Raw genomic sequence first — 14,341 nt, forward strand, 5'->3', positions numbered from 1 at the left:
GGTTTCTAATTCAGTTTCCATTTTTATTAATTTTATTTGGTTATTTTTATTTGTTAATCAATATTATTTTAACACATAGAGACATAGCTTTTCTTTGCTTGCAAAGGCGTTTCACTTTCATTAATTCACTTAGTTGTAGGAGCAAAGTTTAGTTTCTCCTCATATTTTTAAATCAAAGCGATAGATTTAAAAATGAAATCTGCCAAATCTGCAAGAGAAAGATATGCTCACTTCATGTTTTTATTTTTTATCAGAAGAAAGCGTGGCATACAATCCGATGATGACAAATACAACTCCAAAAAGAGTGTATAAAGTAAGCGGTTCGTCTACCATAAAATAGGCAATTAAAAAACCGAAAATCGGACAGAGAAAATGCCAGTACGAAGCTTTAACAGGATTGTTTTTTAATAAATACAACCAAAACTGAACGGCACCAATAGAAACCGCAATCGCCAGCCAGGATGTCGAAAACCAAAAATCGCTATTAAAAATATTTTTGTCAGATTCATACGTTATAAATAAAACCGGAAGCAGAAACACCGCTCCAATAATGGTTTGCCACCCATTGATGGTGAGAATGTGTAATCCGTTCCAGTTTTGTTTAGAATAATAAATAGTACCTAATGAATATGCAATCATGCTGGTAACTAAAATTAGTATGCCGCCGGGGGTCGCAAAGCTGTTTTGTAATAATGGGTAAGCCGCTAGAAATACACCAATAAAACAAAGAATGAGACTAAGGATGTTTTTGAACTTGATTTTATGCGATAACCAAACAGCCGAGATCAAAACAATATAAACAGGATTAGTGGCTACAGCCAGGCTCCCCAAACCGGCAGATACTTTTTGCATGGCAATGACATACAATCCCAAATAAATAGTGATGTTGAACAAACCATAAATACTGATCTGAACCCATTCCTTTTTTTGTGGAAATCGTTTTGCCATTACCATATGTGAAAGAATAAGCATAATGCTCCCGGCTATTATAAACCTGAAAATAGAAATCACAAAAGGCTGTGCAGCGTGCAGTCCGATTTTGGTTGCCGTTGAAGCAGATGCCCATAAAAAGGCAAATAATATTCCGGCAATAATGATTTTAAATTCTTTGATTTTAGCGGTAACCGGGAGCATTTTTTCTGGGATCATTTTACGAAATAATTATTGATGTTTTAGAAAATTCAATGTTGCTATTTCAGATAAATCATCATTAAACTGTACAAAACTTGCCGGAAAACCCACTTTTATTTTTCCGAATTGGTCTTCTAAACCAATTGCACTTGCAACGCGCGAAGTAGCCATTTTGATCGCTTCCTCTGCCGAAACCTCTAAATGATTATAAGCATTTTGAACCGCTTCGAGCATTGATATTGTGGCTCCGGCCAAATTTCCGTCGTCATTTCGATAAAAACCATTCTCAAGATGTGCATCAAAATTATCCCATTTAAAATTTTCTACTTTCCGGCCTAAAAAGGTAGCATCACTAATCAAAAAGAATTTATCCTGTTTGAGTTTGTATGCCAGTTTTGCAGCAGCATAATCACAGTGCGCACCATCAAGAATTACGGGAGCATATACATTTTCGTTTTCAAAAGTGGCCCCAACCAAACCCGGTTCACGATGCCCAAATTGTGTCATGGCATTGAATAAATGAGTGACGAGTTTTATCCCTTTCGAAAAATAAACCTGCGCTTCCTTATGCGTAATAGTCGAATGTCCAATCGAGATTTCGATATCACTTTCTAATAACATATTCAGTTGTTCGTCTGTAAAACATTCCGGAGCAATAGTGATCACTTTGATAACATCTTTTCCAAGTCTGATAATTTCTTCAAGCTCTGCATTGGTGGGTTTACGAACCTGATCAATACTATGTGCGCCACGTTTTAGCGGATTCAGAAACGGCCCTTCCAAATGCATCCCGATTACGCCATTATCATGTTTTTTCATGTAATTACGAACCGCTTCAATTCCCTGAAGAATCGTTTCATGCGAAGAGGAAATCAGACAAGGAAGTACATGAGTAGTACCGTATTTTAAACTGGCATCATAAATATCCTGAATCGTTTCTTCGGTAGGAGTCTGGCTAAAATACAATTTTTCTCCGCCGTTGATCTGGATATCTATAAAACCCGCAGCAATATGATTTCCTTTTAAATCGATTGTTTCTATATCTTGTGGAATCTCTTTTTGTATGGAAAGGATGGTTCCGTTTTCGATAATAATGACTCCGTTGGTAATAATTTCATCACCTGTGTGTACGGTTGTATTGATAATCGCTTGTTTCATTTTTAATTTTGTTTTTGATTTTGTAGAATCGCAATAAATCCGATTCTACAAAATTACTATAGCCGATGCCTTTTTTTCTCTTTTTATTTTTTAATTATTTTACGGCTAAGAGTGGTCTCTGAATCACTAATTTGTAAAATGTATAGGCCACTTGTTTTATTTCCCAGCGAAAAAGTTTTACTCGTTTCAAAATTGCTAATCGTTGTTTTTTGAATTACTGTTCCTGAAACATCTACTAGTTTAACTGTAATATTTCCTTTCGCATTATTAAAGGTGATATTAAAAATATCATTGGTTGGATTGGGTTCAACTACAACATCGAATTTCGAAACTGTGTCTACACTATTTTCTGCTGTTTTTTTATTTAACGAAGGATTGTCCGCAGGTACAAACGTATCTGCTCCATTGGTTAACCAGTTCAAAGTAAAACGAACAAAATACATTTGGTAGGTAGAGCTTTCCCCGTTTTCATAATAAATTCCAATTGTTCCGTCCGGCAATATTGTTAAACTCGAATAAGCCGAAGCTCCCGTGAAAATTGTTTTTGGTGCTCCCCACGTTGTTCCTTCGTCGGTGCTCAGTTGTACGCTTACATTTTTACGGCTTCCGGAAAACGGAATTGAATGCAGCAAACGATTTTTATCATAACCGTCAAGGGTAGAAGTATAGCGAATAAAATCGCCATCGCAATTCGGGTCTGTAATACTTGCCTGATTGTACGCCGTTCCCCATGTGGCGCCTTTATTGGTAGAAACATTAAAACGGCGTGTTCCGGGATTACGAATACTCATCATGATATTGCCATTGTTTAATTCTACGACTTTGGCTTCATCGCCGTCTATTTCTGCTCTTCCTGTTGATGCTGTCCAGTTAACTCCGTGATCCGCGCTCGTAATCATATAATTGCAAATACGCTCTGTTCCTGAAACATTTTCTCTTACGGCAATTGCCGCTACAATTTTTCCGTCGCGTAATTGATGCGCTCTTCCAGATGCTACAAATAAACCTTTCCAACCCGGATTAGGGCCATAAATTTGGCTTGTTATGTCAACTGGAGTTCCCCAGGTTACGCCATTATCTGTACTATGAATGACTAAAACTTTGGCCGGTGCTGCATTCGTTGATGCGAAGAATCCTTTCTCAGCAGAAACGATACATAATAGTTCTCCGGTAGTTTTATCCAAAACCAAAGCTGCATCGCCCGCACCTGTTGCAGCACCAAAATTGGCAATCGTTAAAGGTGCCGACCAGGTTTTTCCGTTATCAGTACTACGACGTACAACCGGATCTATTTTGGCGGCTAAATCTCCGGCACCATTCCATCTTTTATCCGTTACAGTTACCAATGAACCATCGGCGGCAGTTACAATGGCCGGAATACGATAACTCGCAGAACCTGCATCTCCAGGGGTAAACAATAAGGTATTGGCCAATAAAATGACACGATTTCCTGCAATGGTGTTTGATGTTGTATTATAAGTGATACTGTTTGCAACAATAGATTCGCAAGTCGCATCTAACAGATTTCCTTCATTGGCTGTAGCTGAAATATCATATGTAATCCAGAAATAATTGTCTCCGTTTACTAATGCCTTTGAACCATTAACAATCAAATTTCCGCTTGACGGAGCAATATTTCCAAACAAAGTTGCCGTTGCAGGATTGAAAATGGCAGCAGATCCGCTGGAGTAAATTTTGATATTGGTAACATCTGAAATAGTAGTAGTTCCTGACATAGTAAATTTTAAAGCACTTACCGTAAGCGGATTTATAGTGCCACTCACAGAGGTTTTTACCGCAATAATACGCTGATTTAAATCGCCAATTCCGGTTGGTAATTCGGTTTGAATCAATGAAACCGAATTAATCTGCATTTCATTAGTTTGGGCAATTACCATCGCTCCGTTGTTTAATGTTGCCGGGTGATTGTTTCCTGAAATGTCGGGAACGGTTGTGCTACTTACGTTTTCGAAATCCCAGGCTGCAATTAAGCTGGTTTGTGGTCCGCTAACAATAGCTGTTTTATCCGTTACAATTTCTGCAACTGTCATGGCTTTATTCCAAAATCGAATATCGTCTAATTGCGCATTCATGTACGATGCAAAATTACTAAGTGTTCCAAAGAGCAAATCTCCGGTATTCGAAACGGTGTTGGTTCCGCCAATGTTTGTGGTAGTTTTAGTTTGCTGTAAAACGCCGTCGACATAAATTTTACAGCTCGTTGTAGCCACATCAACTACCATGGCCAGATGATGCCAAATGTTATTCGCGATATTGGATGTTCCGTAAGGAGGTCCCGCAGCGCCTGCAATTGTTGTGAGATTAACACCAAATTGCCCGCCGCCTGCTGAAGTATTATTAATAAATTCATATCCAATTCCTGCTCCTCCTGGACGTTTGCTTAAAATACGTTTGCCAAAATCTGAGGTTTTAATTTTACAGGTTATAGTCAGACTTTGACCTGCCGCGATATTAAAATCAGCATGATTCGCTGCAGACATATAATCATTAACACCATCTAAAGATAAAATCATCGGAAATGCATTTGACGTTGTTGGCGATCCTACCAAAGTTCCGGGATGGTTATTGCCCGAAACATCAGCAACCGCTGTGCCGCTGATGTTTTCAAAATTCCACGCTGCCAGAAGATTCGTTGCGGGCGCATTAATAATTGCTGTCATATCGGTTTGCAATTCTAAAGCTGTCATGGCTTTGTTCCAAACTCGGACATTATCAATCTGACCTGCCCATTTATAACTGTTTCCAGTATCAGAAGTGGCTCCAACCACGAAATTTAAAGCATTAGAAAAATCAGAAGTAACAGAGGTAAAAGGTTTTCCGGTATTGGCCAAAACACCATCAATATAACCGTACATCGTTCGATTGCTCGATGCATCCATAACCAAAGCAATATGATGCCAGGTTCCATCAGCAATAGAATTGGCCGAATATCCTGCTGTACTTATATTGTTTGGAGTTCCGGTTCCGCTCAGATTCATGGCAAATTTTCCGGCATTCGTTCCGTTTCCTGTCCAAAATTCATATCCGTTTCCTGAAGCGCCATTTCGCTTGGCAAAAATTCTGGGTGTTCCGGTCGAGGTTGTTGTTTTAATCCAACAGGTAATCGTTTTGTTTTGGCTTGCGCCGAAGTCTAAATCAGGATGATCCGCTACAGTCATAAAAGTTGAAATTCCATCGAGGTTTAAAACCTTACCACTTTGTGCTTGTAAACTGCTGGTACAGTACAAACACATAAAACACGAACAAAATAATCGTAATAAATTTTTCATAGTTTTTATATTTGGTTAAAATTGGTTAATAAGCATAAGATTTAATAACGAACTCCCTGATGAAATGACGGATTTTATGACAACATTCGACGTATAAAGTCCGAATCTATATTTTCTACCTAACGGAACAATCAATTATCAACATCGGTTTACAAACTTTGATTTTCATGTTTGACTGTTTTTTCAAGATATTCGTTTAATATTTGTGTGCAATACCATTCCTGACGCGGTAAATGAAAAGGACCTTTATAAAGATTTCCTTTTGCCGTTTGCGCCACAGTTCCGTCTCTGTGTAAATACCCAAACCATTCTCCGTTTTCTTTATCATGAAATTTACTGTATGCATAATCATGAATCATTTTATGCCAGTTTGCATATTTTTCATCGCCAGTCATTGTGTAAGCGAGTAATGTGGCAATAATCACTTCGTTATGCGGCCACCAGAACTTCATGTCCTGCCAATATTCCTGAACTGGTTTGCCATAAACATCACAGAAATATAAAATACCGCCATGTTCTTTGTCCCAGCCGCGTTCCCACATATAATCGAGCATTTTGCAGCCTAATTCGATTAAATGCGGATCATTGTTTCTGTATTTTGCTTCGTGTAAAATAAACCAGGCGCCTTCAATAGCGTGGCCCGGGTTTAAAGTGCGTCCGTCAATATGATCGATTATTGAACCGTCCAGAGCAACCTGTTCCATCACACATTTGATATCGTGTTTTACAAAATCATGCTCGATTTCGGCAATCCATTTCGTGATCCACTCGTCGCAACGCGGATCTCCAATAGTTTCACGCACTTGTTGTGCCGTATTGATCATAATCATAGGAGATCCGATTCCTTTTGCGGGACGTTCTCCGGTATATTTTGGTTCTAATAATCCGGGAGTGCTCGAATATTTGATACATTCCCCAAATAAATGACGTGCCTGTTCTGCGACTATCTCGTCTCTGCTTGCTTTTGCGTAAGCGCTCATGGCGATCACGGCAAAGGTTTCAGAAAAATAATAACGGCGTTTACGGATTGCGTTTCCTTCGCGGGTTACATGAAAAAACATTCTTCCATCAGTATCAAAACAATGCTGGTTGATAAAATCAATTCCCGATTTGGCACCATCCAGCCATTCTTGTTTGGGTTCGACAGTATTATAGAGTGTCGATAACAACCAGGCAGTTCGCCCCTGAAACCAAACCGATTTATCATCATCGATCAACTCGCCATTTTGTCCGCGCATTAATAAGTAACCGCCATAAAGGGTGTCTATGGATTGCGGAAACCAAAAAGGTATGGTATCCTGTAATAATTGGTTCTGATAAAAATCTTTTAGGTGTATTAGATCAGTATTGGAATAACTCATTTTATATATTTTTTAGACTTAGTGTTTTGTTTGCTAAGTGTTGATTTATTTTTTATTTCACGCAGATCACGCAGATTTTATTATAATTTGTATCTGTTTTTCTCTCGCAGATCACGCAGATTTGAACAGATTTTATTTCTTCTTCTATCTCTTAAATCTTGCTTCTCACATCTTACTTCTTTCATCTTCATCTATCCAAATCCAGTTGAAACGTCGAACACGGCAAATTCGCTTCATTGACCAGATTTGCTGTTGTATAAGGCTTCCAGGCATATAAAACGGCTTTTATCTTTTCGCCTTTCGGAATGTTTATTGAAACGGCATCTTTAATAATAGTTGCTTTACTTTCGATCCGGATTCCTTTTTCGGTAACCAATTCAAAACCTATTAGTTCTTTTTTATTGGCTGTAGCTAATTGTCTGGCATTCGAAAAAGAAATAATAATTTGATCTCCTTTTTGTGTTGCTTTTATGGCTGATGGCCCGTTTGCGGTTATGTTTTTTCCGTAAGTATATTTCAGGGCCAAAAGCGCCAGACGATCTCCAACCTGCTTTTTTTGAATAGGATGTACATTTGTAGCATCACCATAATCCATACTAACCGCCATGCCGCTATTGGCGATATTTTTCTGGATTTTGGTTTGTGCATCTCTAAAGGACGGCCAGGTTGGACGATCTGTTCCTGACAATTGAACATAATAAAAGGGTAGGGAAGTTCCCCATGCTTTTCGCCAGTTTCCAACCAGGACTGGCATTAAATGCTCGTATAATTCGATGTTGTGTGCGTTGCTTTCGCCCTGATACCAAATAATTCCTTTTATCGCGAAATCGGTAAAATGTGTTACGCCGGCTTCATAATTGTAACTGGGTCCGTACGGATGCCGCTGTTTTGGATTTTTGGCATTTTTCAGATTTTCATCGGCACGTGATCTTACCCACGGCATTATAAAATCAGATTTTCGCCAGTTGGTTAATACATCAACGACTTTATCATCATGTTCAAAAGTATATCTATCGATCCAGGATTCTATGGGAGATCCGCCAACAGCAACTTGTATTAAACCTATGGGAATATTTTCTTGATGTGTAATATTTTGTCCGAAGTAATAGGCTATGGCCGAAAAAGCTGCGGCACTTATAGAATCACTGATTTTCCATTTTCCGGAGAAGAATTCTAAACGATTGGTTTTCTCTAAAGTAATCGAATCCCATGCTTTTTCATCGGTTTCGGCAATGGCTTCAAAATTGAATAATCGAAGATTGGTATTATTGATGGCTTTTTTAACCTCAGCCATTCCGTTTTCTGATTTCTGAAGCGGAAATGCCATATTCGATTGCCCGGAACAAAACCAGACATCACCAATTAGGATATTTCTTAAAAGTATATTTTTTTCTTTTGATGAAATTGCAATTTGATGTGTTCCGCCGGATTTCATGGCAGGGAAAACCGCTTTCCATTTTCCGTATTCATTTGTAATAGCAAGCTCTTTTTTATTATTAAAAGTGATTTCAATTTTGTCACCGCCATTTGCAGTTCCGTAAATTACGATTGGCTGGTTTCTTTGTAAAACCATATTATCACTAAAAACAGGAGATAATCGCAGTCCACCAAAATCTTGCATAATGTTGCTGTAAACAGTTTTTGCCAAAATGGTTGCACCTTGTTTTATGGGATGTAAAGCATCCGGAAAAAGATCAGGACGATTGTATAATTTTTCGTGAAGATCAATTAAACCGACGCTATTGGCCTTTGCAATTCCTTGAATATGTTCCTGAATCTTCCAGAACCAATCTCTTGTTCCTGATTTAAAACGTGGATGTTCATTAAATATCGGCGTCATTTTGCAGATGTAGATTTTAACTTTCGGATTCTGCTTTTTCAAAGTATCTATTAACCACGAATAATCGGCATCAAAATCTTCTCTGTAATTGGGCCAGTTTCTCGGATCCGTATCATTTAATCCCAAATGAATAATGGCAATATCTGGACGATACGCAATTGCCTGGTCACATTTTTCGGTTTTAAAATAAGGCGTACTTCCTTTCTTTAAAAGCGTTGCACCGCTATGTCCAAAATTTTTAACTTCATATTGATTTCCCAATAAAACCTGAAGCTGCGAAGGATACGATTCAGCTGAAGGATTTGCTAAAAGATAACCTGCCGTTACGGAATCTCCGATACAAGCAATTTTTATTGGACTCTGCGCCTTGGTTTCAAGATTAAAAATCATTGAAAATAAAATCAGGACGATAAAAATATTTCGTTTTTTTGTTCTCATTTTTCTTAGAACTATTATTAAAAAAGGCTCATTTATAAGCTGGGCAAAACGCATGGCTCCGCCCTGGCTTATAAAAACTTCAAAAACCAACTAATTCTTAAATTGTAAAAAAGGGGGTGAACGATTACGTTTTACGCATCGGCAAAATCATTGACTTTAGGGCGTAAAAAACTAATTTGAACGATTAAAGCAAGCAATACCACTCCGGCCATTAAGGCGAACCCCAAACCTAAAGTTCCTGAATCTGCAGATTTGCCTAATAGTGATGTAACTAACGCTCCGCAGCCAACACCTGTCATATTAAGAACACCATAAGCAGTTGCCCGATGTTTGGAGGAAACAAACTGACAAATGATAGGCATATTATTGGCATCGAACATTCCGTAACCGATACCAAAACATAAAACGGCTCCAACAACGTGAAATAAGGAATGACCAAAACCAATCAGCATTAAGGCGGGAATGGTTAAACTCAGACCAATGGCACTGGTATAAACTCTTCCTTTTATATTTTTTTGCACCCATTTATCGGATAAAATTCCTCCGAAAATAACGCCTATTAAGGAAGAAACCGAAATTGTAATAGTGGCTATAGGCCCGGCCTGATCCATTGAAATATTTAAGTTGTCCGAGAACAGGGTAGGAAGCCAGTTTTTTGTTGCCCAGCCCGGTAAACTTATAATGGCGAAATAAAATAAAATCACCCAAAATGAAATATTGGTAAACAATAGTGCCAGGCCTTTGAAAAGGGAATCTTTTTCGTGGGTTTTATTAAACTCAGGATCAAAAACTTTGGCAGTGACTTTTTTCTCGTATAAAAAGAAAACCAAAACAATCGAGTACACAATTCCCACAATACCAAAATGATGAAAAGTAGTATGCCACGAAAATCTTGCAGCGATTGTAGCACCAAAACCTCCTAAAGCAGATCCTACATAAAATCCCGTCATGTGAATACCAATGGCAAGCGAACGTGTTTTTTGCTGATGATAATCGGCGATTAAGGATAAACCTGCCGGAATATACAAAGCTTCACTCACGCCCATTATGGCACGTAACCAGTAAATTTGGTTGTAGTTTGTGGCATATCCCATGGCATATGTAACCGCAGACCAAACAAATAAACTGCCAATAATCAGCCATTTTCGGTTTAATTTATCGGCAATAATACCTGAAATGGGGCTCATTAAAGCATAAATCCAAAGGAAAATAGCCATTAAACGTCCAAAATTTTCACCCGATACCAGTTCAGGAATGTCAGCTTCCATAGAAGGTCTCATGGTCGCCAGCATTTGTCTATCCATATAGTTAAGCAACGCTACAATCCAGAGTAACGCTACGACTAACCACGGATAATATTTAGAGTTTTTCATATTTTGATATGCGTTTAAATTTTTTTGCCACTGATTAAAAGATTATTATGATTTTAATTGGTGGTAATTTGTGTAATTCTTGTTTAATCTTTTATTTAATAGTTCCCAACATAACATCCGGTGTACGAATTCCGGGTTTTATTTCTCCATTCGATAAAACTATTTTATCATTCCAGATGGTTGCCGTTGTGGTTACCTGAGCAAGAAAAGGCAATTCGCCTATTTTCGACCATTTGTTTGTGTGTGTGTTGTACAGTAAAATAGCGTTGTAAAAACCTTTGTGTGTTGTATTTAAAATGTTTTTTTCGGCTATAAGTTTCGCTTTTTCTCCTTCAGATACAGCTTTTGCAATTTGAGATAAATACGTTTCGATTTTATGAAAAGTAGTTCCGTTATCTCCGCCAAGAATCAAAATGTATTCATTTCCTACAGCAACTCCGGCACCTGCCGAAAAATTGGTCGTTTCCCTTCCGTCACAAATATTGGATTTTGTTTCCCAGGTTTGTTTTTTTAGATCGAAAGTCAAAGTGGTGTTGTGCAAATCGCTTATTCCTGAAGGTGTTTTGGTTCTTCCGCCAATAACATAAATTTTATCATCCTGAATTACTGAAACTGAATTCGCTAAAGCAAAAGGCAATTTGGTCAGCGATTTCCATTCCGGTTTCTCGGCATTCAAATCAATACTAAAAACTAAATCAGAGGATTGTTTTGCTTCATCTCCGCCAATGGCATAAACAATATTTCCTGAATGTGTAAGTGCTATATTGGTAATTGCTAAGTGAAAATCGGGTAATGATTTTGTTTCCACTTCATTTTTATCAGCATTCCAATTTAGGATAAAAGCTTTGTTCGAAAGTCCGTTTTCATTTTCTCCCCCTACATAAACGATCCCTTTATTTGTGGAGGTATTTCCAGGATAGGCAATGGGTTCGGGTAATGTATTGATTACTTTTTTGTTCCAATGAAAACCATCTCCTGCTTTTTCTAAAACATGAATTTCATTCGAATAGTGTTTTTTTCCTCCTTCCCAAGGCATTTTATCGGGAAAATTAGCTCCTCCGGCAACGATCAAAACAGCATTGCTTACTCCGTTTATCGGACCTGCAAAACCCAATGAAAGACTTCCGTCAGCATTTTGCAGTTGGGCTGCTTTTTTCCATTCGACATTTGTAATCTTTGTTTTTTGCGAAAAACCAACAGTTGCAGACATAATAAAAATAGTAAGAATTAAGGAAGAAAAAGAATAATTCATATGGGTTTGTTTTAGAGAAAACGAACGGATTTATCTGGATTTGAAAGTATCGAAATCTAAACCTTCAACATCTTTTTTGAATAACTCAAATTGTTCAGCACTCATGTTTTTAACCGGTAACCTGAATTCTCCTAAATCGTGACCAACTAATTTCATATAAGATTTCCCAACAGAGATTCCGCCATACTTTCCTAAGAAACGAATCATATCAATTGATTTTTGCTGAAGCGCTCTTGCCTTAACCAAATCATTGTTATTGAAAGCATCAATTAAATCATAATACAATGGCGCAGCATAATTAAAAGTACTTCCAACAGCACCTTTTGCACCAAGAACTAAGGCCGATAACATGTTTTCGTCACGTCCCCAAAGCATATCAAATTTTCCGTTTTCGTAGCTCATACAACTTTGGAAATCCATAAAATCTTCGTGAGTGTATTTCACTCCGGCAAAGTTTGGAAGTTTTCCGTCTAATGCTCGTACCAAATCATACATGGCAACATTTACGCCTGTTAAAACTGGAATATGATAATAATAAAACGGCATATCAGGAACACTTTCTCCAACTTTAATACAGATTTCGGCAAGTGTATCTACATTGTTTGGTTTGAAATAAAATGCTCCGGTTAAAGAAACAGCATACAAACCAATTTCGTAAGCGTGTTTCGCCAAATCGATACAATCAGAAAGACAAGTTCCCCCAAGGAAAACCATTACTTTAAAATCGGTATCGTGATTCGAACAATCTGCCCAGGCTTGTGCTACGGCTTTTTTCTCTTCCAAAGTGATAGAAACTCCTTCTCCTGTAGATCCGTTGATAAAAGCTCCTGTGATTCCGTTTCTTTTTAGAAATGCATAATAAGGCGCAATCAGGCTTACGTCTAATTTTCCGTTACTGTCAAAAGGAGTGAAAGGAGCAGAAATAAGACCTTGTAAATGTTCAATTTTCATGAGTATGTTTTTTTGTTGTTTGTATTGTAATATTAGACTGAGAACTTTTTAAATTCCCAGTCTAATTTTTAATTCTAATTATTTACTAAGCGGATTTTGAACAATTTTTGGATTGAAATTGATCGTGTTTTGAGAAATTGGAAACAAAACTTCTTTGCCTGCTGTCATTGATGGCACTAAGCTTGTTTTGTTGAAACGAACCAAATCCCACCATGATTTCCCTTCAAAAGCCAATTCTTTTAAGCGTTCATTCAAAATCACATTGTCATTATTTGCAGGAGAATCATTTGTAAATGAAGCCGAAGGATCTGCTCTTTGCATTACCACATTCATCTCTGCAGTTGGATCCTGACCTAAAGCATTTTTGATTTCTGCTTTCATCAATAAAATATCTGCCCAACGGTAAATGATAATATCACTTACAAATCGTCTAAGGGTTCCGTCGACAGTTCCGTTGTATTTAACCAATCCTGTAACTACAGGAACAGCTCCGTTATATAATGTTAAATAAGTAGCAGCTTTTCTTGTATCTGTAGCTGCAAAGTTAAATCGTGTAATATCCGGCTGTACTCTTGAGATTCCGGCATTACCGGCACCAGTTCCTAATGTTCCAAAAGTTGCTGTTGCGGTTGCAGAAGTTAAAGGAGCAAAATCACTTGGTCCTACAAACATAAATTGATTCCAGTTGTCTGCTAAATTCGATGGTAAATCAGCAAGAGAATAACGCACGGCAAAAACTACCTCAGCATTTGCTTTTTTATCATAAGCAAAAACATCTTTAAAGTTAGGCAATAAAGTTGGAGTTCCCGGGATTGTGTTTATGGCCGTTAGGGCCGTATTTAAATCTGCAGTTCCTCCGCCTAATTGCTTTGCTGTCCATAAATTTACATCGGCTTTTAAAGCGTAGATTGACGCAAGTGACAATTGTGTTTTATTGTTTGTAGCATCCGGGAAGCTGGCAATGGCTGCATCAATATCTTTTTTGATGAATGCAAATGTTTCTTCGATCGTATTACGCGGAATGATGTATTGTGACTGATTCGCATTTTCAGTAGGTTCTGTTACAATTGGTACTCCACCCCAGGAACGCGCCATGATAAAGTAACATAACGCACGCATTGAATACGCTTGTGCAATGTATCGTTTTTGCTCATTTACTGTTGTTGGACTAAAGGTAATTTGCGGTACATATTTTAAAACTAAGTTGGCCGAATGTACTACAGTATATAAACCAGCCCAGTCTACGTCGATATTTTGTGGCGTAAGCAGGTTGTTATAATAATTGGCTAATGTTAACGGTGACTGAACGCCTCCTGTTATTTCGGCACTTCTGGCTCCGCCCAACAAATAATAATTTTGCTGGGTCTGGATTCTAAAGTTTACGTACATTCCGTTTACGCCGGCTTTGGCATCGTCTTCTGTTTTCCAAAAACTATCAGAGGTAATGATACTATCAGAAGTTAGTTCTAAATCATCCTGACAAGAATTGAACAGCGACAAAGTAGTAAAAAGTAGTGTATAGAGAAGAAATTTCTTTTTCATGATTT

The 14,341-nt window shown here is 37.9% G+C and carries 9 protein-coding genes; all 9 read right to left on the reverse strand.

Annotated features, from left to right (window positions below; translation table 11 throughout):
• Positions 1-240: 240 nt before the first annotated feature.
• The 9 genes from IRZ78_RS05680 to IRZ78_RS05720 all read right to left on the reverse strand — a co-directional run bounded on the left by IRZ78_RS05680 (position 241) and on the right by IRZ78_RS05720 (position 14,336).
• On the reverse strand, positions 241-1,149 hold the full coding sequence (locus IRZ78_RS05680; protein ID WP_228520384.1) for an EamA family transporter: 909 nt from the start codon (positions 1,147-1,149) through the stop codon (positions 241-243).
• A gap of 12 nt (positions 1,150-1,161) precedes the next feature.
• Positions 1,162-2,289 carry an N-acetylglucosamine-6-phosphate deacetylase gene (nagA, locus tag IRZ78_RS05685; RefSeq protein ID WP_194615601.1) on the reverse strand — a complete coding sequence of 376 codons (1,128 nt, stop codon included), beginning with the start codon at positions 2,287-2,289 and terminating at the stop codon, positions 1,162-1,164.
• Positions 2,290-2,372: 83 nt separating this feature from the next.
• Positions 2,373-5,579 (reverse strand): LamG-like jellyroll fold domain-containing protein, encoded by a 3,207-nt coding sequence (locus IRZ78_RS05690; protein WP_194615602.1) that lies wholly within the window; start codon positions 5,577-5,579, stop codon positions 2,373-2,375.
• Positions 5,580-5,728: 149 nt separating this feature from the next.
• The gene (locus IRZ78_RS05695; protein WP_194615603.1) at positions 5,729-6,940 is read right to left on the reverse strand and encodes an AGE family epimerase/isomerase; all 1,212 of its coding nucleotides are present in this window, start codon (positions 6,938-6,940) and stop codon (positions 5,729-5,731) included.
• A gap of 187 nt (positions 6,941-7,127) precedes the next feature.
• A complete protein-coding gene (locus IRZ78_RS05700) occupies positions 7,128-9,218 on the reverse strand; it encodes a GDSL-type esterase/lipase family protein (RefSeq protein ID WP_194615604.1) in 2,091 nt (696 codons plus the stop codon).
• A gap of 131 nt (positions 9,219-9,349) precedes the next feature.
• The gene (locus IRZ78_RS05705) at positions 9,350-10,591 is read right to left on the reverse strand and encodes an MFS transporter (RefSeq protein ID WP_194615605.1); all 1,242 of its coding nucleotides are present in this window, start codon (positions 10,589-10,591) and stop codon (positions 9,350-9,352) included.
• A gap of 91 nt (positions 10,592-10,682) precedes the next feature.
• Complete coding sequence (locus tag IRZ78_RS05710) at positions 10,683-11,843, reverse strand: galactose oxidase (RefSeq protein WP_194615606.1); 1,161 nt, start codon at positions 11,841-11,843, stop codon at positions 10,683-10,685.
• Positions 11,844-11,873: 30 nt separating this feature from the next.
• Entirely contained in the window at positions 11,874-12,794 is a 921-nt protein-coding gene (locus tag IRZ78_RS05715; RefSeq protein ID WP_194615607.1) for a dihydrodipicolinate synthase family protein, read from the reverse strand.
• A 78-nt stretch (positions 12,795-12,872) separates the two neighbouring features.
• The gene (locus IRZ78_RS05720) at positions 12,873-14,336 is read right to left on the reverse strand and encodes a RagB/SusD family nutrient uptake outer membrane protein (RefSeq protein ID WP_194615608.1); all 1,464 of its coding nucleotides are present in this window, start codon (positions 14,334-14,336) and stop codon (positions 12,873-12,875) included.
• Positions 14,337-14,341 lie beyond the last annotated feature (5 nt).

Source organism: Flavobacterium sp. CSZ, assembly GCF_015350725.1.
Lineage (GTDB): Bacteria > Bacteroidota > Bacteroidia > Flavobacteriales > Flavobacteriaceae > Flavobacterium.